This is a genomic window from Streptomyces sp. HmicA12 (assembly GCF_000373565.1).
GTDB lineage: Bacteria > Actinomycetota > Actinomycetes > Streptomycetales > Streptomycetaceae > Streptomyces.
This window is the reverse complement of sequence record NZ_KB891849.1, coordinates 186827-208742: the sequence shown is the minus strand read 5'-3', so window position 1 is coordinate 208742 and position 21916 is coordinate 186827. Positions and strand designations below refer to the sequence as shown.

Here is a 21916-nt window from a genome sequence, read left to right as displayed (position 1 = left end):
AGTGCGCGATACTGGGATTGAACCAGTGACCTCTTCCGTGTCAGGGAAGCGCTCTCCCGCTGAGCTAATCGCGCGTGGAGGTGGAGACGGGATTTGAACCCGTGTAGACGGCTTTGCAGGCCGTTGCCTCGCCTCTCGGCCACTCCACCAAGGAGCTGTAGGGGTTCGGGAAGATCCCCCACATCCGAGCGAACGACCGGGTTCGAACCGGCGACCTCAACCTTGGCAAGGTTGCGCTCTACCAACTGAGCTACGTTCGCGTGTCTTTCCGGCCCGCTTCCGCGTCCCGGCGACGTGTTGAACTCTAGCGGATTCCTGGGCCAGTACAAAAACGCGTTTGCGCAGCGTGCTGCGGTGCGACCGCCGAAGTGGCCCCCGGGTGACCGGCGCGGCGGCCACCGCACCTCCACCCCAGGTCACCGCCCCGTCACCCGCCATAGACTCGAAACCGTGCACGGCTCCTCCTCTTCGCCTCCGCTCGCCCGCTTCGGCGAGCTCCTCGCGACCGGCCTCCTCGATGTCACCGACGACCCCGCGGCCCTGGACTCCAGCGGCTTCTGGGCGGTCTCCGCGGACTTCGAGGGGCGGCTGGTCTGCGCCCGCTTCGAGAACGTACGCAGGGAGCCGGTGCCCGCGCCGCGGCCCGGAGCCTGGCAGGGGCCCGCCGCCGCGGACTGGGTGTCGTCGCTCGACCGCGCCGCGTACACGGAGGGCGTCCGTCGCATCCGCGCCCACATCGCGACCGGCGAGGTCTACCAGGCCAATCTCTGCCGCGTGCTCTCCGCGCCGATATCCGCCGCCGCCGACGTGGACGCCCTCACCGCACTCCTCGCCCGCGGCAACCCGGCCCCCTACGCGGGCACCATCCGGCTCCCCGGCCACGGCGTGGAGATCGCCACCGCCTCGCCGGAGCTGTTCCTGCGCAGGGAGGGGTGGGTCGTGGAGTCAGGACCCATCAAGGGCACCGGCCGCACCGAGTCCGACCTCCTGGAGAAGGACTACGCCGAGAACGTGATGATCGTGGACCTGGTCCGCAACGATCTCGGCATCGTGTGCGCGACCGGCACCGTGACCGTGCCGGACCTGTGCGTGGTCGAGAAGCACCCCGGCCTCGTCCACCTCGTCTCCACCGTGCGCGGGGAACTGCGCGACGGCGCCGGCTGGCCCGAGCTCCTCGACGGCACCTTCCCGCCCGGCTCCGTGACCGGCGCCCCCAAGTCCAGCGCCCTGCGGATCATCGACGCGCTGGAGACGGCGCCGCGCGGCCCGTACTGCGGCGGCATCGGGTGGGTCGACGCCGACCGGAAGACCGGTGAACTGGCCGTCGGGATCCGTACGTTCTGGATCGACCGGGCCGACGGCACGCTCCGGTTCGGTACCGGCGCCGGGATCACCTGGGGTTCCGACCCCGAGGGGGAGTGGCGCGAGACCGAGCTGAAGGCGGCGCGACTGCTCGCGGTAGCGTCGGGAACATACGCGGACGCGTAGTCCGGGCACGTTGGAGGGACCCTAGTGAAGATCTGGCTCGATGGCCGCCTGCAGGACACCGAGGAGGCGCGCGTCTCCGTCTTCGACCACGGCCTGACCGTGGGCGACGGCATCTTCGAGACGGTGAAGACGGTGGACGGGAAGCCGTTCGCGCTCACCCGTCACCTCGACCGGCTGGAGCGCTCGGCGCGCGGCCTCGGACTGCCCGTGCCGGACCTCGACGAGGTGCGCCGCGCCTGCGCCGCAGTCCTCGAGGCCAACCCGATGGCGCTCGGCCGCCTGCGCGTCACGTACACCGGCGGCCTCTCGCCGCTCGGCTCGGACCGCGGCGACGCGGGCACCACGCTCGTCGTGGCCCTCGGCGACGTCAAGCGGCGGCCCGACAGCACCGGGGTGATCACCGTCCCGTGGACCAGGAACGAGCGGGGCGCCCTCGCCGGCCTGAAGACCACCTCGTACGCGGAGAACGTCGTCGCGCTCGCCCGCGCCCGTGAACTCGGCGCGTCCGAGGCCCTGTTCGCCAACACGGTGGGGCAGCTGTGCGAGGGCACCGGGTCCAATGTGTTCGTCGTCCTCGACGGCGAGATCCACACCCCGCCGGTCGCCTCCGGCTGCCTCGCGGGCATCACACGCGCCCTCGCCGTCGAGTGGACGGGCGCCAAGGAGGCCGAGCTGCCGCTGTCGGTCCTCGCCGAGGCCGACGAGGTGTTCCTGACGTCGACGCTGCGCGACATCCAGGCCGTGCACCGGATCGACGACCGGGATCTGACGGACGCGCCGGGCCCGGTCACCGCCAAGGCGATGCAGGTGTGGGACGAGCGGGCCGCGGACGACCTGGATCCGTGAGCACGCCCCCGTAAAAACCCCTGTCGCAGAGCCACTACGGGCGGGTAGAACACCCGTGATGACCACTACTCTGCGGCCGACCGAGCCGCTTCAGCGCACCTCTGACGGGACGCGTTCGCGCCACTACGCGGTGTGTGTGAACAGCCGTCCCGTCGGCACGCTCCACCTCGCCACGCTTCCCGCGTCCGGCCCCACCGTCGCCCGGATCCTCGATCTGCGCATCGACGAGCCGGACCGGGGACGCGGCCGCGCCACGGTCGCCGCGCTGGCCGCCGAGGAAGTGGCCCGCGGCTGGAACTGCCGCCGCATCGATGCGTCCGTACCGGCCGATGACGCAGGCCTGCTGCGCCTGGCCGGTGCGCTCGGCTACGTGGAGCGCAACCGGAACATGGTGAAGACGCTGCCCGACCGCCCGCCGGCCCTCCCCGAGGGCAGCGTCGGGCGACGCATGACGGAGGCCGAGTACGGGCCGTGGCTGGCCAAGGAGAAGGCGCGCTACGAGCGCACCATCGCCGAGCGCGGCGCGACCGAACAGGAAGCCCGCGAGAAGTCGGATCGGGACCACGCGGCGCTGCTTCCCGAGGGCATCGGGACCCCGGACGTCCTGATCAGCGTCCTGGAGCACGAGGGGGAGACGGTCGGCACGCTGTGGGTGGCCCAGCGCCCCGACGGCGCGTACATCTTCGACGTGGAGGTGGCGGCCGAGCACCGGGGCCGCGGCCACGGGCGTTCCCTGCTGCTGCACGCCGAAGCCGACTCGATCGCGGCCGGAGCCACCCGGATCGGCCTCAACGTCTTCGCGGACAACACCCCCGCGCTGCGCCTGTACGAGTCACTCGGTTACGAGCCGACCCAGTACCACCTCTACAAGCAACTGCACTGAGCGTCAGCCCTGTTCGGACGCGGCGAGGAGCCGGTCCGCGATCTCCTCGATCCGCTCGCGCAGCCCCTCCTGGCTCTTGCCGCCGTGCAGGATCTCGCCGCCGATCTCGTACGTCGGCGTGCCCGTCACGCCGATCACCTGGCCCTCGGCCTGGTCGGCGTCGACGATCAGGATGTGCCGCCCGTCGACCAGGGCCGTGTCGAACTCCTCGGCGTCCAGGCCGAGTTCACCCGCCACCTCGACGAGGAACGGCTCGCCCTTGCGGTCGAACTCCTCGACCCGGCCGAGCACCGCCTCCACAAAGGGCCACCCCTTGCCCTGCGTGAACGCCTCCTCGGCGGCCTGGGCGCCGGCGAAGGAGTGCTTGTGCTTGTCGAGCGGGAAGTGGCGCAGGCGGATCTCGACGCGGTCGCCGTAGCGCTCCCGCAGCGCGCGGACGTCGTCCAGGGCCGAGCGGCAGTCCGGGCACTGCAGCTCGCACCACACATCGAGGAGGGGGGCCGGGTTCGGGGCGTTCATGGGCCCAGTCTCCCAGGCCGGGGCACGGGCCCCAACCCGGACCTGCGTAGGACCTGCGCAGGAGGGGAACCCCGAGATCTCCCTGAGGTCCGTCCGGGCCGTGGCCCGGGACGCCCCCGACGGTGCAGGATGGAAGGGGCGATGCGCCCCGATGCCGACCGATACGCCCAGTCCAGGAGGACCGGATGATTGCCGAGACCATCTGCTCCGCCGTGTCCGTGGCAGGCCTGGGCATCGCCGCGGTCACCGCGTACCGCAAGCGGTTCCTCGCGGCCGCCCGCCTGGCCGCCTACTCCCTCGTCCCGCTCGGTCTGGTGATGACCGGCGCCGTCGAGTGGGCCGTGGACACCGCGTTCAGCCCGACCGCGTGGGCCGGCTTCGGTGTGCTCGGCGCGGCCTGGCTGATGTTCCTGGGCACCCGCGCCGTCGAGCGCCGCGGCGGAGGCACCCGCAAGGAACGCAGGGCGGCGAAGGCCGCGCGGCGCGAGGCCGTGGCCCCGGCCGCCTCGGCGCCCTCGCTCGGTGAGAGCGCGCGGCCCGCCCCGGTCGCGCAGCCCAGGCCGAAGGCCGGTGCCGCCGAAGACTTCAGCGACATCGAGGCGATCCTGAAGAAGCACGGCATCTGACGCCGTCCGGCCCAAGTGCCGCTCGGCGCAGTGCCTTTCGAGGTGCGGTGGTCGGGATGTCGTGCGCGGTGATCGTCAACAGCCGTCCTGGGTACGGCAGTTCGAGGGCGGGGTGCGCGGGAACGGGTACGGAGAATCCCGTGGACATCTGTACGACAAGCGTCGGATTTTCGCGCACGTGACCGTTTATACGGTCACGTAATCTGGCGAACTCCCCTCACGAACGGGCGTGTTGAGAGTTCGCCGGGGGAGACCTGCGCCATCATCACCGCGAGATGCTGGACACACCGCAGCTGGCCGACCAGCTGAACGACGAGAAGGGCCAGGCGCCCCAGGCGCCCGCCCCCGTGCCCCCGAACCCCGACACTCAGCGAGGTTGCCTCTTCGCACTCTCCCAGCCGCCGCTCATGATCTTCCTGGCGGTGATCGGCGGTCTGCTCCTGATGGCGGCGCTGCACGACCTGCTGCTCCTGTGAGCCCCGACCCGCGCGGGCTCAGCCCGCGGCTTCCTTGCGCCGTGCCCGGTACGCGGCCACATGCAGCCGGTTCCCGCACGTACGGCTGTCGCAGTAGCGGCGCGAGCGGTTGCGGGACAGATCCACGAAGGCGTGCCGGCAGTCCGGAGCGTCACAGCGCCGCAACCGCTCCTGCTCCCCGGCGACCACGAAGAACGCGAGGGCCATCCCGCAGTCGGCCGCCAGGTGGTCCTCGACGGACGCTCCGGGGGCGAAGTAGTGCACGTGCCAGTCGTAGCCGTCGTGGTCGGTGAGGCGGGGAGTGGTGCCGGCGGCGGCGATCAGTTCGTTGATCAACTCGGCGGCACCGCGCGGATCGGGTGCCGCGAACACCCCGGCGAACCGGTCACGCACCGTGCGCACCGCGGCGAGATCACGCTCGCCGAGCACCCCCACATCGCTGATGTCGTTCTTTCGTACGAAATCTTCGAGAGCCGGCACGCTCGCGAGGCTGTCGGCCGTGCCGGCGGCGTCGTCCGGTGCGGTGTTCACCAGATCCACCACGATGTCGAGCGCGCACCGGGTGTCGTGGGTGATCAGCACGTTTCGCTCCCTGGCCTGGGGGTCGGGCCTGCGCCCGCCGATGCTGGCCGAGCCTAGCGCCTGAGGCTGCCGGGGAGTGCCGTGAGCAGGCCGGCGCCGCCGCCGTGGAGGTTCCCACGGCGACGGCGCCGATGTCTGCCTATTGCGGTTGTCGTGCTGGTTCTGCTGTCGTGCTGTGTGCTGAACCCGGGCCGTCTCCCCGAGTGGACGGCACGGGACGTCTCGCCCTGCCTGTCGCCGGCTGGGAACCGGCGCGGGCCTCCTGCGCGGTTCAGCTCTCCGCGAGGATGTGCGAGAGCTCCTGATCGAGATCGAAGTGACGATGCTCCGTGCCGGGTGGCACGGCGGCGTCCGTCCGCTTCAGGAACGACTCGAGGGCCCGCGCCGGGGCCTCGAGCAGAGCCTCGCCCTCCGGAGAGCTCAGGGCGATGCAGACGACGCCCTGACCATGGCTGCGGGACGGCCAGACTCGGACGTCGCCGGTGCCGGTCGGCCGGTGAAGGCCTTCGGCGAGGAGATCGCGGGCGAATACCCACTCGACCGTCTCCTCGGCTCCGGTGTGGAAGGTGGCGTGCACGGCATACGGATCGGCCGTGTCATACCGCAGTCCTGCGGGAACAGGCAGTGAGGACTCGCTCGACACAACGAGGCGCAGGTGCAGCTCGCAGCTGACCGTGGTGTTCATAAGCGCCAGGGCCTTTCGCTCAGTGTGCGCTCGGGGATTCGCACGTCGGCGAAATCGACATGCCACCTACGGTGCCGTTGTAAACCCCTCTGAGTGTTTTGGACGTCTTTAGGTACCCCGTACGGCCGAGTCTTTCTTGTAGGGGAACGGCCATTCCAGTGACGGGATTGAGTCGGGTAGGTTTGGCTGTATGAATACGGGGAGTGACGAGGCGGCCGACACGGCTGCCGAGGCGGAGAAGAAGCCCGAGCAGCCTCTGGGCTCACGGGCGCCGGAGTTCATCCAGGCCCGCAGGGCGCTGCACCTGAGCTGGCAGGTCGGCGTCTTCGTGGTGGGGCTCGCGGTCGTCGGCGCGGGCATCGTCATGCTGCCGCTGCCGGGTCCCGGCTGGCTGGTGATCTTCGGCGGCATGGCGATCTGGGCGACCGAGTTCGTCTGGGCGCAGCTCGTGCTGCGGTGGACGAAGCGCAAGGTCACGGAGGCGACGCAGAAGGCGCTCGACCCGAAGGTGCGACGGCGGAACATCATCCTGACCACGGTCGGCCTGGTGATCATCGCGGTCCTCGTCGGGATCTACGTGTGGAAGTTCGGGCTCGAGATGCCGTGGAACATCGAGCAGTGACCACGAAGGGTGCGGGGCGGCCTCCCGGCTGGTCCGGGGCACCCTCTGACATGGGGTAATGTTCTTCCTGCGCCCGGGCGATTAGCTCAGTGGGAGAGCGCTTCGTTCACACCGAAGAGGTCACTGGTTCGAACCCAGTATCGCCCACCCGGAACCGAGGGCCCCGGAGACATCACGTCTCCGGGGCCCTCGGTGTTCTCGCGTTCGCCTGCCGGGTGCCGGCCGGTTCCGTCCGCGTCCGGCCCGGGCCCTCGCCGGTCGTTGTGTAACGGTTCAGAGCGGCCCGTACCCCCGTCGCGACCTGCGTCTTCGAAGCGCTTCGACCCAAATCTTTGTCCGAACCGTTGACGCGCCCCCGCCCCGTCTCTACCTTTGCCCGGCAAGCGCTTTCCTAAAACGATTCAATGCGCAGGTGGAGGGGCGAACTGTGCCTAGCTACAAGGATCTTGACCGGCGTGGCCTGCTGAAGGTCACGGGGGCGTCGGTCGCGGCACTCGGTCTGACGGCGGCCGGCTGTGGCGGTAACGACGGCGGCTCGGGCGACGGGCCGGTGGAACTCCGGTACGCCTGGTGGGGCGGCGAGCCGCGGGCGGTCGCCATCCAGAAGACGATCAAGCTCTTCGAGAAGAAGTACCCGAAGATCAAGATCAAGCCGGAATTCACCGATTACGAGGCCTTCTGGGAGAAGTTCCAGACGCAGGCTTCCGGTGGCAATCCGCCGGACGTATTCCAGAATTCGGTCGCCTTCCTCCGCAAGTACGACAAGCGCGGAGTTCTGATGGATCTCAAGTCCCAGGCGGACGCCGGGAATCTGAACCTGAAGAAGTTCCGGAACGGCGTACTGACAGCCGGTCAGGTGGAGGGCGGCAAGCAGGTCGGCATTCCGGTCGGCGCCAACACCATGTCGCTCGTCATCGACCTGAATGTCTTCAAGAAGGCAGGGATCGAGCCGAAGTTCGGCTGGACCTGGGACGAATACTTCAAGGCGCTGCAGAAGATCCAGGACACCCAGAAGATCGCGGGCGACACCGGCTACTTCAGCATCATGTACCTGTACGACCTGTATCTGCGTCAGAACGGCAAGGCGTTCTTCACCGACACCGAACTCGGCTTCTCCGAGGACGATCTGACGCAGTGGTGGTCGGACGGCCTCAAGCGGGTCAGGTCCGGACTCGTCGCCGACCCGAAGAAGATCGAGCAGGCCAAGCCCGCCTCCGGTCTCTCCAAGGGCCTCGCCGCCTCCGAGTTCACCTGGGACAACTTCTCCGTCCGCTACGAGGGCGAGGGCGACTCCGACTACGGGCTCGCGCCGATCCCCACCACCGACGGCAAGCAGACCGGCCAGTACCTCGGCTCCCTGATGCTCAGCGCCTTCTCCGGCACCAAGCACCCCAAGGAAGCCGCCCAGTTCATCGACTTCATGGTCCACGACCCCGAGGTCGGCAAGATCATGGGCTACGACCGCGGCATCCTCGCCACGGAGGAGCAGTACGAGGCGTTCAAGCCCGCCGACAAGACCACCCAGGGCATCGCCGACTACGAGGAGGAGGTCGCCAAGGCCGGCGTCCTCGGCAAGATCACGCCGCACCCGTCGGGCGCCGACGTGACCGAGGCGGCCTTCCTGCGGCTCGGCGGTGAGGTCGCCCAGGGCAAGACCAAGCCGGCCGCCGCGGCGAAGCAACTGTTCTCCGAGGCCAAGGCCGCGTTCGCGGGCTGAGGGGACGTACCACCATGACGCTCGTCAAGGAAGCGCCCGCGCGCCCGGCCGGGAAGCGGCCCGCCGCCCCCGTCGCCGGGCGGCGCGGGCGGCGCCGCGAGAACCTCGCCGGCTACCTCTTCATGTCGCCGTGGATCGCCGGCTTCGTGCTGCTCACCGCGGGGCCGATGATCGCCTCGCTGTACTACGCGTTCACCAGCTACAACCTGTTCACGCCGCCCCAGTGGGTGGGCCTGGACAACTTCACGACGATGTTCCAGGACCCGCGCTGGCAGAAGTCGGTGCAGGTCACCCTCAAGTACGTCGTCGTGGCCACGCCGCTGAAACTGCTCCTCGCGCTCGGCGTGGCACTGCTGCTCGCGCAGAAGCGGCGCGGACAGGGCATCTACCGAGCCGCGTTCTACATGCCCTCGCTCATCGGCGCGAGCGTGTCCGTCGGCTTCGTGTGGCGGGCCCTGTTCTCCGACGACGCCGTCGTGGACCGTACACAGAAGATCTTCGGACTCGACGTAGGCGGCTGGATCGGGAATCCCGACTACGTCATCTACGCCCTGGTCGCCCTGAGCATCTGGCAGTTCGGCGCACCCATGGTCATCTTCCTGGCCGGACTCAAGCAGGTCCCGCAGGAGCTGTACGAGGCCGCGGAGATGGACGGCGCCGGACCGTTCCGGAGGTTCTGGAACATCACGCTGCCGATGATCTCGCCGGTGCTGTTCTTCAACGTCCTGCTGGAGTCCATCCACGCCTTCCAGGTGTTCGGCTCCGCGTACGTCGTCTCCGACACCCGGTGCGGACCGGCCGACGCCACCCTCGTCTACACCTGTTACCTCTACCAAAAGGGCTTCAAGGAGTCCCAGATGGGCTTCGCCTCCGCGATGGCCTGGACGCTCGTGATCGCGGTGGCCCTCGTCACGGCGGTCCTCTTCTGGTCGCAGAAGAAGTGGGTGCACTACGAGGAGGCCGCCAAGTGACCACCGCCACCACACCCGTCGTGCACACCGCGAGCGAGCGCCGCCGCCTCGGGTCCTATGCCTGGCACATCGGCGCACTCGTCGTGCTCGCGGTCGTGCTGTACCCCGTCATCTGGGTCATCGGCGCGTCGTTCAAGCCGAGCAAGACCATCGTCGGCGGGCTCGATCTCTTCCCGGCCGACCCGATCGTCTCCAACTTCTCCGGGCTCGCCGACGGCATCTCGGGCATCTCGATCAGCAGCTTCTTCCTGAACTCGCTGACCTACGCGGTCCTCGCCGTGGTCGGCGTCGTCCTGTCCAGCTCGCTGACGGCCTACGCCTTCGCCAAGATCCGGTTCGCCGGGCGGAATCTGCTCTTCACCCTGATGATCGGCACCCTGCTGCTGCCGTACCACGTGCTGCTCATCCCGCAGTACGTGATGTTCCGCAAGCTGGAACTCATCGACACGATGGTGCCGCTCGTCGCCGGAAAGTTCCTCGCCACGGAAGCCTTCTTCGTCTTCCTGATGGTGCAGTTCATGCGCAGCCTGCCCAAGGAACTGGACGAGGCCGCCAAACTCGACGGCTGCGGACACCTGCGCACGTACTGGTCGATCGTGCTGCCGCTGAGCCGGCCCGCGATCATCACCAGCGCCATCTTCACCTTCATCAACGCGTGGAACGACTTCATGGGGCCGCTGATCTATCTCAACAGCCCCGACAAATACACCGTGTCGCTCGGCCTGATGATGTTCCGCGACCAGGAAGGTATTTCGAACTACGGCGGGCAGGTGGCCATGTCGCTGGTGGCGCTCATTCCCGTCATCGCGTTCTTCGCCGCCTTCCAGCGCTATCTGATCGACGGCATGGCGACCTCGGGGCTCAAGTGATGAGCACCGCGCCCGTGACCGAATCGCGGCGGCGGATCGGATTCGGCGTCTTCGCCGAATGCCTGCTGACCGGGGTGTGGATCGCGCTCGCGTCCGTGCCCGTCGTCACCGCTCCGGCCGCCTTCGCGGCCGGGGCCCGGCACCTGCGCCGCCATTTGGAGCAGCGCACCGGAGGCCTGCGGGACTTCGTCACCGACTTCCGCGCGGCGGTCCGGCACGGCTGGCTCGTCGGCGTCGCGGGCGTCGCCGCCTGGGCGGCCGTCTGGGTCGACCTGCGGGTCGCGCGCGCCGGACTGCCCGGCGGTCAACTCGCCGCCGCCGTCGGCCTGTTCGCCCTACTCGCCGCCGCCGTGGCGGTACTGCGGGCCGCCGCCGTCTGGGAGCCGGGCGCCGCCTGGCGGACCCTGCTCGGCGCCGCCGCACGGCGCACCGTCCGCGGACCAGGCGGCTCCTTCCTGCTGGTCTGCGGCATCGCGGTCACGGTCCTCTGCGCGGGCTTCGTCCCGCCGCTCGCCGTGCCGGTGCTCGGTGTTCTCGCCGCCGCCGCGGTCGCCGTGGAGCAGCGCGGCCGGGCCCGCTGACACCGCGTACTCGTTCCCACACCCACACCCTCTTCAACTCCCTTCTCGTACGGCACGTTTGGCATGCACGGAAAGGAACAATGATGTCCCCCGTCTCTCCAGGGTTCCCCCGCAGATCCCTCCTCAAGGCCGCCGCGGTGGCCGGTGCGGCCGCCCAGTTCAGCTGGGCCCTCGGCGGCAAGGAGGCGCACGCCGCGCCCGCCGCCGAGACCGCGGAGGCCGAACCCGTCACGCTCGGCTGGCTGGAGGACGGCGGGCTCGGCGCGGCCCCCGGCTCCACCGTCGGCGTGCCGTGGCCGAAGGGCGCGTACGACAAGAGCCAGGAGTTCGCCCTCGCCGACGCGGACGGCAAGCAGGTCCCCGTCCAGACCTGGCCGCTCGCCCAGTGGCCGGACGGCTCGCTGAAGTGGACCGCGCACGCCGTGGGCCCCGGCGCCGGGGACGGCAAGCTCACGCTGACCGCGGGGAAGGGCGCCGCGCCCGAGAAGAAGGTCAGCGTCTCGACGAGCGGCGGGGTCGTCACCGTCGACACCGGCGTCGTCGTCACCAAGCTCGGCAAGAGCGGATCGAGCCTGGTCAAGACCGTCACCCGCGGCTCCACCGAGATCGCCAAGGACGGCCGGCTCGTGCTGCTGCGCCAGGGCGAGATCGAGGACGGCGACCAGGGCACGCAGAAGTACGAGCGCTTCGAGAGCGTCATCGAGGAGACGAAGGTCGAGCAGGACGGGCCCGTCCGCGCCGTCGTCCGGATCGACGGCAAGCACCGCAAGGGCAACCGGAGTTGGCTGCCCTTCTCCATCCGGTTCTACTTCTACGCCGGCGCAGAGTCCTTCCGTATGGTGCACACCATCACGTACGACGGCACACAGGAGCCCGGCAAGGCGTCCGGCGACTTCATCCGCGGTCTCGGCGTGCGCTTCACCGTGCCGATGCGCGACGCGTCGTACGACCGGCACATCCGCATCGGCGGCGAGGACACCGGCATGATCCGGGAGGCCGTCAAGGGCATCACCGGACTGCGCCGCGACCCCGGCGCCACCGTGCAGGCCGCGCAGTTCGCGGGCGAGAAGCTGGCCGACCCCTCGACCTGGGACCAGCGCGTCACGACCCGGCTCCAGTACATCCCCGAGTGGGGCGACTACACCCTCTCCCAGCTGTCCGCCGACGGCTTCACCCTGCGCAAGCGCACGAAGGAGGGGCACGGCTGGATCGGCGCGGGCGGCGGCCGGCGCGCGAGCGGATTCGGCTACGTCGGCGGGCCGACCGGCGGACTCTCCTTCGGACTGCGCGACTTCTGGGAGAAGCACCCGACCGGGCTCGACATCCGGGGCGCCCACACGGACGAGGCCGAGGTCACCCTCTGGCTGTGGTCGCCGGAGGCGCAGCCCATGGACCTGCGCTTCTACCACGACGGCATGGACCAGGACACGTACGCGGAGCAGCTCGAAGGGCTCAACATCACGTACGAGGACTACGAGCCCGAGTTCGGCACGCCGTACGGCATCGCGCGGACCAGCGAGCTGATGTTCTGGGCGAACGACGCCACCCCGAAGCCGGAGGTGCTCGCCCAGCAGGTCGAGGCGGTGCGCACCCTGCCGCAGCTCACCGCGCCGCCCAAGCAGCTCATCAAGGCCGGAGTGTTCGGCCCGGGCCTGTACTCCGAGCCGGACCGCTCCACGCCCGCCAAGGCCAAGATCGAGGACCACCTCGACTTCCTCTTCACCTATTACAAGGACCAGGTGGAGATGCGGCGCTGGTACGGCTTCTGGGACTACGGCGACGTCATGCACTCCTACGACCCGGTCCGCCACCAGTGGCGCTACGACGTCGGCGGCTACGCGTGGGACAACTCCGAGCTGTCGCCCGACATCTGGCTCTGGTTCGCCTACCTGCGCTCGGGCCGCGCCGACATCTTCCGCTTCGCCGAGGCCATGACCCGGCACACCGGCGAGGTCGACGTCTACCACCTCGGCAAGTGGGCCGGACTCGGCACCCGGCACGGCGTCCAGCACTACGCGGACAGCGCGAAGCAGCAGCGCATCGCCAACACCACGTACCGCCGCTACTACTACTTCCTCACCGGTGACGAGCGCGTCGGCGACCTCATGGCCGCGAACGTCGACTCCGACGAGACGTTCCTCGTGCTCGACCCGCAGCGCAAGGTCCGCCCCGACCCGGACTACAAGCCCGACCGCAACGCCCTGTCCATCGGCTTCGGCACGGACTGGAGCGGGCTCGTCTCGGCCTGGCTCACCGAGTGGGAGCGGCGCGGGCCGAAGTGGGAGAAGGCACGGGACCGTGTCCTGTCCACGATGGAGACGATCGCCGCGCAGCCCAACGGCTTCGTGCAGGGCAGCGGGCTCTACGACCTCGACACCGGCAAGTTCGCCGTCGCCGACGAGCCGGTGGTCGGCGTCTCGCACCTGTCGGCGGTCTTCGGCCTCAACGAACTGTGCGCCGAACTCATCGACATCGTCGACATGCCGAAGTTCGAGGAGGCGTACTACGACTACTGCCGCTACTTCAACGCCAGCAAGACGGAACAGGCCGCGCGGTACGGATCGAACTTCGGCACACTGCTCCTGTTCCAGGGCCACTCGCGCCTCGACGCGTACGCGGCCGTGCGGACCGGCGACGCGAAGCTCGCGGCGCGCGCCTGGGAGAAGTTCTACAGGAGCGACGGGTACACCGAGTCCTCACCGTGGAAGACGGAGAAGGTCAGCGGTCCCGTGACGCTGGTGGCCGGCACCGAGGCGAACTGGGTCTACACCAACGACACCGCCCTGTACGGTCTCGCCGCCATCGAGAACCTCGCGCTGGTCGGGGACAAGATGCCCTGATCCGGGCAGACTCGGCTCATGGACTGGAACCGTTACCGCTTCCGCAGCGTCTGGGTCCTGCCCGCGACTCCGGGGGCCGTGTACACGGTCCTGGAGAAGGCGGAGGAGTACCCGGCGTGGTGGCCGCAGGTGCGGTCGGTGACGCCGCTGGACGACACCAGCGGCGTCGCCGTCTTCCGGTCCTTCCTGCCGTACGAGCTGAGGGTCGTCGCCCGTGAGCGGCGCCGCGACCCGGCCGGCGGGGTCCTCGAGATCGCGATGAGCGGGGACCTCGAAGGGTGGGCGCGGTGGACGCTGCGGGCGCGGCCCTTCGGCGGCACCCGCGCCGTGTACGAGCAGGAGGTCGAGGTGCGCAGTCCCCTGATGCGACGGTTCGCCGTGCCCGGGCGGCCCGTCTTCCTCGCCAATCACGCGTGGATGATGCGCGGTGGCCGACGCGGCCTGGTCGCACACCTGCAACCGGTTTGAACACAGGGCGCCGCGACCTGTATTGTTCAACTCGTTCCCGGGCGATTAGCTCAGTGGGAGAGCGCTTCGTTCACACCGAAGAGGTCACTGGTTCGAACCCAGTATCGCCCACCCGGAGAATCGGNCCCGCCATGATGGCGGGCCCGTTTTCGTTGTCGGAGGCAGCGGTGAACAGCACCGACTGGGAATTCTGGTGGGACGGGCCGTTCTACCGGGTCCGCACCCACTGCTTCGAGGCATCGTTCGTGCCGAATGCCGGAGAGGCCCTGGAGTCGGTCTGCAACGTGGACGCCTTCGTCGAACTGCCTGACGGCTCCCGGTGGAGCGCGACGGTGTTCACCCTCGCCGAGGTCGAGAGGCTGATGCGGCTGTGGGCCGCGACCGGTGAAGAAGCGCTCGGCGGCCGGTACTTCTGGGTCTCGGACGGGCTCATCGTGCGTGATCCCGGTGTCCGCAGCATGACCGAGGTGCTGGTCGGGCTCGTCGAGAACGGTGAGTTCACGTCCGTCCTGCAACTGCTCGAGCCCGACGAGGAATGAGGTCAAGCCGCCGCCGGAAGTTCCGGTCGCAGCGGCCACGCCGGGTCCACCACCTCCGGGGTGCCGCTGCGGGCGAACCAGGCCTGGAGGCCGCGGGCCTGGGCCGCGTGCCAGACGGCCTGGAGGGTGTGCAGTTCGGCGGGGGAGAGGCGTTCGAGGCGGGACGCGAAGCGGCGGCCCACCGCGCGGACCACGTCGAGCGACGCCTGCGCGTCGGCCGCCGCGTCGTGTGCCTCCGCCAGCTCCACCTCGTAGTGCGCGCACAGGTCCGTCAGTGTGCGACGGCCCTTGCGGTAGCGGTCCAGGTGCTTGTCCAGGACCCGCGGATCGAGGACGCTCAGGGAACGGCTCTCCAGGTAACGGGAGAGGGACGAGGCGCGATGGCGCTTCAGCTCCCGGTCCAGGAGGGTCAGGTCGAAGGGGGCGTTCATCACCACCAACGGCCGTCCCGACGCCGCCTGTTCCGCGAGGGAGCGGCCTATCTCCTCCATCACCGGGGCCGGCCAGCGGCCGTTGCGCTGCAGGTGCTCGTCCGTCAGACCGTGTATCTCGGTCGCGCCGGGCGGCACCGGCACCCCCGGATTGACCAGCCAGCGCGCCACCCGCGGCCGCGAGCCCGCCGCGTCCTGCACCACGAGCGCCGCCGACACGATCCGGTCGCTCTCCACGTCCACACCCGTGGTCTCCGTGTCGAAGGCCGCCAGGGGGCCTTCGTACCAGCACGTCATGTGCCATCAACTCCTTTTTCACCCGCGGCAGATGACGTCCCATCGAATTGTTGTCTCCTGCCCGCTTCGGTGATACCCGGGCCGTTTGCGTCGTACGCCGAGCGGTGACAACACAGGTACGAGTCATGGCAGTTCAGCGGGGTGCCATTGACCCGGCTTTGATCGAATTCTTGATCTCCGTGGTGAATGGCCGCGGGGATTCACCTTTCCGGAAGGCCAGTTGGACCATGGCGCTCGCGCAGCCCGAACAGGGCGGGCTGCTGCCCGAGCGGTTCGCACCGTCGCGCGGCACACTCGCCACCACCGCCTGCATGGAGACCCTCCAGGTGGGCTATCTGCACGCGGTGGCCGCGGCCGCCGGGTGCTCGCTCTCGCAGCCCTTTCCCGACAACGGCATCGACTGGCACGTCAGCCACAGCGCCCCCGGGCACACGGTCGACGACGAAGTCACCATCAAAGTGCAGCTCAAGGCGACCTATCAGGTCGCGCCGAACCCGCCGGGCCCCTCCTTCTCCTTCACGCTCGACAATCCGCATCTGGAGAAGCTCGCCCGGACCCCGGTCTCGGTGCACAAGATCCTCGTCGTGATGCTCGTGCCGCGCTCCCAGGACGACTGGCTGCGCGCCGGCCACGACCGGCTCGACCTGCGGCACTGCTGCTACTGGACCAACCTCGCCGGACAACCGGTCACCGGCCGGCGCAGGACCACCGTCCGCATCCCGACCGCACGGATCTTCGACGACCGTGCCCTGTGCGAAATCATGACCCGGGTCGGGACGGGCGGGCGGCCCTGACCGGTCGCCTCGGCCGCTCGACTCGGCCGGGAGTGAAGGGAGTTCGTGATGCAGCACCGCCCGATCGACGATCCCGTACGCCCGTTCGGCGCGGCCCGCGCACACCCCGTGGAGCTCACGGGCCCGGAACCGGGGCAGGTCGATCCTGCCGTGCTCGGCGCGCTGCTCGACCGGCACGGCTGGGAGCGGCGCGGCGGCGCGGCCGGACGGTACGCGCGCTGGACGCTGCCCGGATCCGGGACACGGACCAGCCTGCTCGTGCCGGAGAGCCGGGCCTTCCCCGACGCCGAGGAACTGCTCGGCGAGGCGCTGGTCGCCCTGGAACGCAGCGGCACGGACGCCGCGCGCGAAGTGCTCGTCTCGCTCGCGGTGCCGAGCGACGAGGTCCGCTGGTGGCGGGATGTCCCGGCGGGCCCCGCGGGCGCCTCCTCCTGGGTCGTCGAGGAGCAACTCCGGTCCGCCGCACGGCGGATGCTGCTCGCCGGGGCGCTCGCCGCGCGCGGCCGGGCCGGGTACTACGGCGCCCGGCACCGGCGGCCCGCCGCCGCGGCCCTGGAACAGGTGCTCGTGCAGGCGGCGCCCGGCGGCCGCAGGCTCACCGCGTTCGTGCCGGTCGCCGCGGGACGCGCGCTCGCCGTCCGCCTCCACCAGGCGCTGTACGCGGCCCGCGAGGCCATCGACTACCGGCGCGCGACCGGCGGCATGGACGCGTTCGACGCCGCCGTCGAGGCCGGGGTCAGCCACGAACTGACCGAGGCACTCATCGCACTGGTGCGCGGCACCGAGGGCGCCCGGGTCGGCGTCGCGTGGGCGCCCGCCGCCGGGGTGCCCGAGGAGTGCACCGACGGCGACGACCCGGTCGAGTTCTCACCGGGCGACCTCGACCTGCTGCGCGAGGCGGGCGCCCGCTACCTGCACGCCGAACCCGCCGTCTCCGTCCGCGTCACCGGCACCGTCGTACGCCTGGGCAGGACCGGGCCGCGCGGCGAGGGCACGGTGCGGCTGCACGTCATCGCGGGCGCCGAGGTCCCCCACGTACGGATGACGCTCGACGAGGAGGCGTACCGGATCGCCGGGCACGCGCACCTGGTGGGCCTGCCGATCCGGGTGCACGGCCGCCTGGAGAGCCGGGGCGGGTTCCGGCGGCTGACCGGCGCGAGCGGGGTCGTCCCCGTACAGGTGGAGGAGGCCGAGCGGGACCGGCTGATGAAGTCGCTGCAGGAGAACCTGGACTTCTTCGAGGACGCCTGCACCGGCGACGACTAGCTCGTCTCCCGATGCGCGTACAGCCCCCTGAGCAGGGCGATCTTCGCGCCGTGGTGGATCGTCTCGCGGTGAACGTGCAGCACGAGCGTGGCCGGCGGCTCCTGCGCGTACGGCCCTCGGCCGGGCCGCACGGCCGCGCAAGGCCCTCCTCGCCCAGGCCGCGTACGCCCGCCGAAGTGGGAGGCGCTGCGCATGACGAGGACGCCGACGAGGATGTGGGCGACGCGTCAGGCGATCGTCGTGACCGGGGCCGGGTCGGGCGCCGGGCAGGCCCAGTCGATGGTGAGGCGCCCCTGATCGGGGCGGCCGGGGCCTGCGTGCACGGTCCAGCAGTCCGGGACGGGCTGCCAGAAGTACTCCTCGTCGGTCAGGCCGGCCGGCCGCGGGCGCGGCTGGTGCCGCCAGTGCCGGTCGAGCTGGTCGGCCAGGAGCGGGTTCCAGTCGAGTGCCATGTCCCTCACGCTGGGCCGGGGCCGCGGCGGCCGCCCGACAACCGCTTCGCGAGTGCCCCTGGTGACTCGGTACGATCGCTACTGCGCGCGTCACAGGTAATGGCGTGGCGATCCCTTTCAGTCAGGAGAGACCGGTGTCAGAAGTCCGTGTGATCATCCAACGCGATTCCGAGCGGGACGAACGCGTGGTGACTACGGGCACTACGGCCGCCGAGCTCTTCGCCGGTGAGCGCAGCATCGTCGCGGCCCGTGTGGGCGGTGAGCTGAAGGACCTCGCGTACGTCGTGGCCGACGGCGAGACCGTCGAACCCGTCGAGATCTCCTCCGAGGACGGTCTCAACATCCTGCGGCACTCCACCGCGCACGTCATGGCGCAGGCCGTCCAGGAGCTGTTCCCGGACGCCAAGCTCGGCATCGGCCCGCCCATCAAGGACGGCTTCTACTACGACTTCGACGTCAAGGAGCCGTTCACCCCCGAGGACCTCAAGCGCGTCGAGAAGAAGATGCAGGAGATCCAGAAGCGGGGCCAGCGCTTCTCGCGCCGTGTCACCACCGACGCGGACGCCGCCGTCGAGCTCGCCGACGAGCCGTACAAGCTGGAGCTCATCGGCCTCAAGGGCAACGCGGCCCAGGCCGCCGACGGCGCGGACGCCGAGGTGGGCGGCGGCGAGCTGACCATCTACGACAACCTCGACGCCAAGACCGGTGACCTGTGCTGGAAGGACCTCTGCCGAGGCCCGCACCTGCCCACCACCCGCGTCATCCCCGCGTTCAAGCTGATGCGCTCGGCCGCCGCCTACTGGCGGGGCAGCGAGAAGAACCCGCAGCTCCAGCGCATCTACGGCACCGCGTGGCCGTCGAAGGACGAGCTGAAGGCGTACCTGGAGTTCCTCGCCGAGGCCGAGAAGCGCGACCACCGCAAGCTCGGCGCCGAGCTCGACCTGTTCTCCTTCCCGGACGAGCTGGGCCCGGGCCTCGCGGTCTTCCACCCCAAGGGCGGCGTGATCCGCAAGGTCATGGAGGACTACTCGCGGCGCCGCCACGAGGCCTCCGGCTACGAGTTCGTGAACACCCCGCACATCTCGAAGGAGCACCTCTTCGAGACCTCGGGCCACCTGCCGCACTACGCGGAGGGCATGTTCCCGCCCATCCAGTTCGACGAGCAGAACTACCGCCTCAAGGCGATGAACTGCCCGATGCACAACCTGATCTTCAAGTCTCGCGGGCGTTCCTACCGTGAACTGCCGCTGCGGCTCTTCGAGTTCGGCACCGTGTACCGCTACGAGAAGTCGGGTGTCGTGCACGGCCTGACCCGCTCGCGCGGCTTCACCCAGGACGACTCGCACATCTACTGCACCAAGGAGCAGATGGCGGACGAGCTCGACAAGCTCCTCACCTTCGTCCTCGACCTGCTGCGCGACTACGGCCTGACCGAGTTCGAGCTGGAGTTGTCCACCCGCGACGACTCCGACAAGTTCATCGGCACGGACGAGGACTGGGCCGAGGCCACCGAGGCGCTGCGCCTCGCCGCCGAGAAGCAGGGCCTGCCGCTGGTCGCGGACCCGGGCGGCGCCGCGTACTACGGCCCGAAGATCTCCGTCCAGGTCAAGGACGCGATCGGCCGGTCCTGGCAGATGTCGACCCTCCAGGTGGACTTCAACCAGCCCAAGCGGTTCGGCCTGGAGTACACCGCCGCGGACGGCTCGCGCCAGCAGCCCGTCATGCTGCACCGCGCGCTGTTCGGCTCGATCGAGCGGTTCTTCGGCGTGCTCCTGGAGCACTACGCGGGCGCCTTCCCGGCGTGGCTCGCCCCGGTCCAGGCCGTCGGCATCCCGATCGGCGACGGGCACGTCGAGTACCTGCAGCAGTTCGCCGAGAAGGCCCGCGCCCAGGGCCTGCGCGTCGAGGTCGACGCCTCCTCGGACCGCATGCAGAAGAAGATCCGCAACCAGCAGAAGGCCAAGGTGCCCTTCATGGTCATCGCGGGCGACGAGGACATGAACGCCGGTTCGGTGTCCTTCCGCTACCGCGACGGCTCGCAGGAGAACGGCATCCCGGTCGACGAGGCCATCGCGAAGATCGCGAAGGTCGTCGAGGAGCGGGCGCAGGTCTGACGCTCAGCCGTTCTTCCGAGAGGCCTCCGGGGAGTTCCCCGGAGGCCTCTCGGCCGTCTCCACCACCGCTTCGCCCTCGCGGGCCAGGACCTGGTGCAGCCACGACGAGAACGCGCCGGTGACCGCGCCGAGCAGCGCGAGCCCGCAGCCCATCGTGCCCACCGCGACGAGCCGGCCCAGCGGCGTCACCGGCGCCAGATCCCCGTAACCGACCGTCGAGAGCGTGGTGCACGTCCACCACACCGAGTCGCCGTACGTGTGGATCGAGGCGCCCGGCGCCCCGTGCTCCTCCTGGTACACGGTGAGCGACGCGGCGAACCCGAGCAGGCCCGCGGAGAGGCCCGCGTACGCCATCACGCGCGCGTGCAGCGACAGGCGGGGCTCATCGCGACGGCGCTGCACGGAGTCGTACGCGGACACGATCCGCACCGGGCGCAGCAGCGGCAGCAGCAGGACCAGCGTGTCCAGCCAGTGGGTGCGCACGAACTTCAGCAGGCGGCGTCCGCTCAGCCGCCACCGCACCGCGTAGTCCACCAGGAACACCGCCCAGGCGGCGTACGTCACCACCAGACACACGTCCCGCAGCACGTCGGGCAGTCCGCTGCCGAGGACCCGGATCGCGTACGCGACGAGATAGAGCAGGGAGGCCACGGCGAGCGCGACGCCGTTGTACCGCTCCCAGCGAGCGAGGGGGCTGTCCGTCATCCGCCCAGCATCGCCCGTGGCCGCCCGGGATCCCACCCGGCGACACGCTGTGCCGAGGTCACGCCATATGCTGCACTTCATGACGAGTCAGCCGGAGCAGCAGAACGGTCCTGTGGGTGAGCCGGACGGGTTCGGCCGTCTGTGGACGCCGCACCGCATCGCCTACATCCAGGGCGAGGGCAAGCCGACGGGCCCCGGAGCCGACGACGGCTGTCCCTTCTGCGCCGCCCCCGGCAAGACCGACGAGGACGCGCTGATCGTGGCGCGCGGCGAGCACGTCTTCGCGATCCTCAACCTGTACCCGTACAACGGCGGGCACATGATGGTGCTGCCCTACCGGCACGTCGCCGACTACACCGACCTCGACGACGCCGAGACCGCCGAGCTGGCCGTCCTCACCAAGCACGCGATGACCGCGCTGCGGGCCGCGTCCGGCGCGCACGGCTTCAACATCGGCATGAACCAGGGCGCGGTCGCCGGCGCCGGCATCGCCGCGCACCTGCACCAGCACATCGTTCCGCGCTGGGGCGGCGACACGAACTTCATGCCGGTCGTCGGCCACACCAAGGTGCTCCCGCAGATGCTCGCCGACACCCGCACCGCGCTGGCCAAGGCGTGGCCGGACGCCTGAGGGCTCCACGCGCCACCGCACGCCCGAGGCCTTGACGAGCTACCGGTACATCGGGCCGGCCGACCTGCTGGGGACGGTGCGGTCCGGTGCGGAGGGTCGCGTCGTGCGCTCCGCCGACGACCTCGTGACGTCCGACGAGCCCTTCACGTACGTGGTCGGACTCGACGGACTGCTGCGGCTCGCTCCGTGACGCGGGGAACACGTGGCGTGCGCCAGGGGAGCGGCCGTGCTCGCGGCCGGCGAGATCGGGTTCGTGCGCGAGGGCGTGCGCCGGACCGTGGACGTCGTCAGCAACCAGTCCACCGGCTACTGCCCCGATCCGGCCTCGTGGGCCGCCGTCGCGGCGGGCCTGGACAGGGCCGGGATCGACCGGCCCGACGGCTTCACGCACCCCTTCGTCTTCCGGCGGTGCGAGGCGTGCGGGGAACGAGGCATCGTCCGCGACGACGACTTCGTGTGCGTGTTCTGCGGGGCGGATCTGCCGCGCGAGTGGAACGTGGACCCGGGATGACGT

26 protein-coding genes and 5 tRNA genes are annotated in these 21916 nt (G+C 70.1%); 21 read left to right on the top strand and 10 right to left on the bottom strand.

The features are described from left to right. Positions 1 to 2: 2 nt before the first annotated feature. The 3 genes from B072_RS0136405 to B072_RS0136395 all read right to left on the bottom strand — a co-directional run bounded on the left by B072_RS0136405 (position 3) and on the right by B072_RS0136395 (position 260). Positions 3 to 74 (bottom strand) — tRNA-Val (locus tag B072_RS0136405). Position 75: 1 nt separating this feature from the next. Continuing rightward, positions 76 to 149, bottom strand: a tRNA-Cys gene (locus B072_RS0136400). 38 nt (positions 150 to 187) lie between these two features. Then, positions 188 to 260 (bottom strand) — tRNA-Gly (locus tag B072_RS0136395). A 190-nt stretch (positions 261 to 450) separates the two neighbouring features. On the opposite strand from B072_RS0136395, the gene B072_RS0136390 reads away from it, so the two are divergent. The 3 genes from B072_RS0136390 to B072_RS0136380 are packed head-to-tail and all read left to right on the top strand — an operon-like array spanning position 451 to position 3217. Further along, positions 451 to 1488 carry a chorismate-binding protein gene (locus tag B072_RS0136390; protein WP_018534916.1) on the top strand — a complete coding sequence of 346 codons (1038 nt, stop codon included), beginning with the start codon at positions 451 to 453 and terminating at the stop codon, positions 1486 to 1488. 24 nt (positions 1489 to 1512) lie between these two features. Then, positions 1513 to 2334, top strand: coding sequence for an aminotransferase class IV (locus tag B072_RS0136385; RefSeq protein ID WP_018534915.1), 822 nt, complete (start codon positions 1513 to 1515; stop codon positions 2332 to 2334). Positions 2335 to 2392: 58 nt separating this feature from the next. Further along, positions 2393 to 3217 (top strand): GNAT family N-acetyltransferase, encoded by an 825-nt coding sequence (locus tag B072_RS0136380; protein ID WP_026246659.1) that lies wholly within the window; start codon positions 2393 to 2395, stop codon positions 3215 to 3217. 3 nt (positions 3218 to 3220) lie between these two features. On the opposite strand, the gene B072_RS0136375 is transcribed toward B072_RS0136380, so the two are convergent. Then, positions 3221 to 3736: a DsbA family protein gene (locus B072_RS0136375; RefSeq protein WP_018534913.1), complete on the bottom strand. Its 516-nt coding sequence runs from the start codon at positions 3734 to 3736 to the stop codon at positions 3221 to 3223. Positions 3737 to 3921: 185 nt separating this feature from the next. On the opposite strand from B072_RS0136375, the gene B072_RS0136370 reads away from it, so the two are divergent. Further along, positions 3922 to 4362 carry a hypothetical protein gene (locus tag B072_RS0136370; protein WP_018534912.1) on the top strand — a complete coding sequence of 147 codons (441 nt, stop codon included), beginning with the start codon at positions 3922 to 3924 and terminating at the stop codon, positions 4360 to 4362. Positions 4363 to 4637: 275 nt separating this feature from the next. Further along, positions 4638 to 4838, top strand: a complete 201-nt coding sequence (locus B072_RS0136365; protein ID WP_018534911.1) for a hypothetical protein — start codon at positions 4638 to 4640, stop codon at positions 4836 to 4838. Positions 4839 to 4856: 18 nt separating this feature from the next. Here the strand turns inward: B072_RS0136365 and B072_RS0136360 are convergent, their stop codons facing one another. Next, a complete protein-coding gene (locus B072_RS0136360; RefSeq protein ID WP_018534910.1) occupies positions 4857 to 5420 on the bottom strand; it encodes a CGNR zinc finger domain-containing protein in 564 nt (187 codons plus the stop codon). A 271-nt stretch (positions 5421 to 5691) separates the two neighbouring features. Then, on the bottom strand, positions 5692 to 6105 hold the full coding sequence (locus B072_RS0136355) for an SsgA family sporulation/cell division regulator (RefSeq protein WP_004002642.1): 414 nt from the start codon (positions 6103 to 6105) through the stop codon (positions 5692 to 5694). Between the two features lie 190 nt (positions 6106 to 6295). On the opposite strand from B072_RS0136355, the gene B072_RS0136350 reads away from it, so the two are divergent. The 10 genes from B072_RS0136350 (at position 6296) to B072_RS0136305 (ending at position 14712) form a co-directional block, all read left to right on the top strand. Next, complete coding sequence (locus B072_RS0136350; RefSeq protein WP_018534909.1) at positions 6296 to 6727, top strand: TIGR02611 family protein; 432 nt, start codon at positions 6296 to 6298, stop codon at positions 6725 to 6727. Positions 6728 to 6802: 75 nt separating this feature from the next. Beyond that, positions 6803 to 6874 (top strand) — tRNA-Val (locus tag B072_RS0136345). A gap of 280 nt (positions 6875 to 7154) precedes the next feature. Beyond that, the gene (locus tag B072_RS0136340; protein ID WP_018534908.1) at positions 7155 to 8444 is read left to right on the top strand and encodes an ABC transporter substrate-binding protein; all 1290 of its coding nucleotides are present in this window, start codon (positions 7155 to 7157) and stop codon (positions 8442 to 8444) included. A gap of 14 nt (positions 8445 to 8458) precedes the next feature. Continuing rightward, positions 8459 to 9415, top strand: a complete 957-nt coding sequence (locus B072_RS0136335; RefSeq protein ID WP_018534907.1) for a carbohydrate ABC transporter permease — start codon at positions 8459 to 8461, stop codon at positions 9413 to 9415. After that, a complete protein-coding gene (locus B072_RS0136330; protein ID WP_018534906.1) occupies positions 9412 to 10284 on the top strand; it encodes a carbohydrate ABC transporter permease in 873 nt (290 codons plus the stop codon). The genes B072_RS0136335 and B072_RS0136330 overlap by 4 nt, the downstream gene beginning before the upstream one ends. Beyond that, complete coding sequence (locus B072_RS0136325) at positions 10284 to 10865, top strand: hypothetical protein (RefSeq protein ID WP_018534905.1); 582 nt, start codon at positions 10284 to 10286, stop codon at positions 10863 to 10865. Before B072_RS0136330 ends, B072_RS0136325 begins: the two co-directional genes overlap by 1 nt. Positions 10866 to 10948: 83 nt before the next feature. Further along, entirely contained in the window at positions 10949 to 13705 is a 2757-nt protein-coding gene (locus B072_RS0136320) for a hypothetical protein (protein ID WP_018534904.1), read from the top strand. A gap of 18 nt (positions 13706 to 13723) precedes the next feature. Continuing rightward, entirely contained in the window at positions 13724 to 14173 is a 450-nt protein-coding gene (locus B072_RS0136315; protein ID WP_018534903.1) for an SRPBCC family protein, read from the top strand. A 39-nt stretch (positions 14174 to 14212) separates the two neighbouring features. Beyond that, positions 14213 to 14284: transfer RNA gene (locus B072_RS0136310), tRNA-Val, on the top strand. A gap of 56 nt (positions 14285 to 14340) precedes the next feature. Further along, positions 14341 to 14712, top strand: a complete 372-nt coding sequence (locus B072_RS0136305) for a hypothetical protein (protein WP_018534902.1) — start codon at positions 14341 to 14343, stop codon at positions 14710 to 14712. A 2-nt stretch (positions 14713 to 14714) separates the two neighbouring features. On the opposite strand, the gene B072_RS0136300 is transcribed toward B072_RS0136305, so the two are convergent. Continuing rightward, positions 14715 to 15440 carry a 3'-5' exonuclease gene (locus B072_RS0136300; RefSeq protein WP_018534901.1) on the bottom strand — a complete coding sequence of 242 codons (726 nt, stop codon included), beginning with the start codon at positions 15438 to 15440 and terminating at the stop codon, positions 14715 to 14717. Positions 15441 to 15667: 227 nt separating this feature from the next. On the opposite strand from B072_RS0136300, the gene B072_RS0136295 reads away from it, so the two are divergent. Together B072_RS0136295 and B072_RS0136290 are read left to right on the top strand one after the other, a co-directional pair. After that, positions 15668 to 16234: a DUF4365 domain-containing protein gene (locus B072_RS0136295; protein ID WP_018534900.1), complete on the top strand. Its 567-nt coding sequence runs from the start codon at positions 15668 to 15670 to the stop codon at positions 16232 to 16234. A 48-nt stretch (positions 16235 to 16282) separates the two neighbouring features. Further along, positions 16283 to 17500: a hypothetical protein gene (locus B072_RS0136290; RefSeq protein ID WP_018534899.1), complete on the top strand. Its 1218-nt coding sequence runs from the start codon at positions 16283 to 16285 to the stop codon at positions 17498 to 17500. Here B072_RS0136290 and B072_RS49895 read toward each other — a convergent pair. Together B072_RS49895 and B072_RS49890 are read right to left on the bottom strand one after the other, a co-directional pair. Then, positions 17497 to 17631 (bottom strand): hypothetical protein, encoded by a 135-nt coding sequence (locus B072_RS49895; RefSeq protein WP_018534898.1) that lies wholly within the window; start codon positions 17629 to 17631, stop codon positions 17497 to 17499. The genes B072_RS0136290 and B072_RS49895 overlap by 4 nt on opposite strands. Positions 17632 to 17727: 96 nt before the next feature. Next, complete coding sequence (locus B072_RS49890; RefSeq protein ID WP_018534897.1) at positions 17728 to 17952, bottom strand: hypothetical protein; 225 nt, start codon at positions 17950 to 17952, stop codon at positions 17728 to 17730. A gap of 134 nt (positions 17953 to 18086) precedes the next feature. Between B072_RS49890 and thrS the strand changes: the two genes are divergently transcribed. Beyond that, positions 18087 to 20066: a threonine--tRNA ligase gene (gene thrS / locus B072_RS0136280; RefSeq protein ID WP_026246658.1), complete on the top strand. Its 1980-nt coding sequence runs from the start codon at positions 18087 to 18089 to the stop codon at positions 20064 to 20066. Between the two features lie 3 nt (positions 20067 to 20069). On the opposite strand, the gene B072_RS0136275 is transcribed toward thrS, so the two are convergent. Further along, the gene (locus B072_RS0136275; protein ID WP_018534895.1) at positions 20070 to 20771 is read right to left on the bottom strand and encodes a potassium channel family protein; all 702 of its coding nucleotides are present in this window, start codon (positions 20769 to 20771) and stop codon (positions 20070 to 20072) included. A gap of 67 nt (positions 20772 to 20838) precedes the next feature. Between B072_RS0136275 and B072_RS0136270 the strand changes: the two genes are divergently transcribed. Genes B072_RS0136270 through B072_RS47900 form a run of 3 tightly spaced genes read left to right on the top strand, consistent with a single transcriptional unit; the run spans position 20839 to position 21913 of the window. Continuing rightward, complete coding sequence (locus tag B072_RS0136270) at positions 20839 to 21402, top strand: HIT family protein (protein WP_018534894.1); 564 nt, start codon at positions 20839 to 20841, stop codon at positions 21400 to 21402. A 31-nt stretch (positions 21403 to 21433) separates the two neighbouring features. Further along, the gene (locus B072_RS49885; RefSeq protein WP_018534893.1) at positions 21434 to 21592 is read left to right on the top strand and encodes a hypothetical protein; all 159 of its coding nucleotides are present in this window, start codon (positions 21434 to 21436) and stop codon (positions 21590 to 21592) included. Positions 21593 to 21628: 36 nt separating this feature from the next. Beyond that, positions 21629 to 21913, top strand: coding sequence for a hypothetical protein (locus B072_RS47900; protein WP_018534892.1), 285 nt, complete (start codon positions 21629 to 21631; stop codon positions 21911 to 21913). The last annotated feature ends 3 nt before the right edge of the window (positions 21914 to 21916 follow it).

What these genes read in the sequence shown, in the direction of transcription:
- B072_RS0136380 (WP_026246659.1), top strand. Translation starts at nt 2,393, where the DNA reads ATGACCACTACTCTGCGGCCGACCGAGCCGCTTCAGCGCACCTCTGAC.
- B072_RS0136375 (WP_018534913.1), bottom strand. Translation starts at nt 3,736, where the DNA reads ATGAACGCCCCGAACCCGGCCCCCCTCCTCGATGTGTGGTGCGAGCTG.
- B072_RS0136370 (WP_018534912.1), top strand. Translation starts at nt 3,922, where the DNA reads ATGATTGCCGAGACCATCTGCTCCGCCGTGTCCGTGGCAGGCCTGGGC.
- B072_RS0136365 (WP_018534911.1), top strand. Translation starts at nt 4,638, where the DNA reads ATGCTGGACACACCGCAGCTGGCCGACCAGCTGAACGACGAGAAGGGC.
- B072_RS0136355 (WP_004002642.1), bottom strand. Translation starts at nt 6,105, where the DNA reads ATGAACACCACGGTCAGCTGCGAGCTGCACCTGCGCCTCGTTGTGTCG.
- B072_RS0136350 (WP_018534909.1), top strand. Translation starts at nt 6,296, where the DNA reads ATGAATACGGGGAGTGACGAGGCGGCCGACACGGCTGCCGAGGCGGAG.
- B072_RS0136335 (WP_018534907.1), top strand. Translation starts at nt 8,459, where the DNA reads ATGACGCTCGTCAAGGAAGCGCCCGCGCGCCCGGCCGGGAAGCGGCCC.
- B072_RS0136325 (WP_018534905.1), top strand. Translation starts at nt 10,284, where the DNA reads ATGAGCACCGCGCCCGTGACCGAATCGCGGCGGCGGATCGGATTCGGC.
- B072_RS0136320 (WP_018534904.1), top strand. Translation starts at nt 10,949, where the DNA reads ATGTCCCCCGTCTCTCCAGGGTTCCCCCGCAGATCCCTCCTCAAGGCC.
- B072_RS0136315 (WP_018534903.1), top strand. Translation starts at nt 13,724, where the DNA reads ATGGACTGGAACCGTTACCGCTTCCGCAGCGTCTGGGTCCTGCCCGCG.
- B072_RS0136300 (WP_018534901.1), bottom strand. Translation starts at nt 15,440, where the DNA reads ATGACGTGCTGGTACGAAGGCCCCCTGGCGGCCTTCGACACGGAGACC.
- B072_RS0136295 (WP_018534900.1), top strand. Translation starts at nt 15,668, where the DNA reads ATGGCGCTCGCGCAGCCCGAACAGGGCGGGCTGCTGCCCGAGCGGTTC.
- B072_RS0136290 (WP_018534899.1), top strand. Translation starts at nt 16,283, where the DNA reads ATGCAGCACCGCCCGATCGACGATCCCGTACGCCCGTTCGGCGCGGCC.
- B072_RS49890 (WP_018534897.1), bottom strand. Translation starts at nt 17,952, where the DNA reads ATGGCACTCGACTGGAACCCGCTCCTGGCCGACCAGCTCGACCGGCAC.
- B072_RS0136275 (WP_018534895.1), bottom strand. Translation starts at nt 20,771, where the DNA reads ATGACGGACAGCCCCCTCGCTCGCTGGGAGCGGTACAACGGCGTCGCG.
- B072_RS0136270 (WP_018534894.1), top strand. Translation starts at nt 20,839, where the DNA reads ATGCTGCACTTCATGACGAGTCAGCCGGAGCAGCAGAACGGTCCTGTG.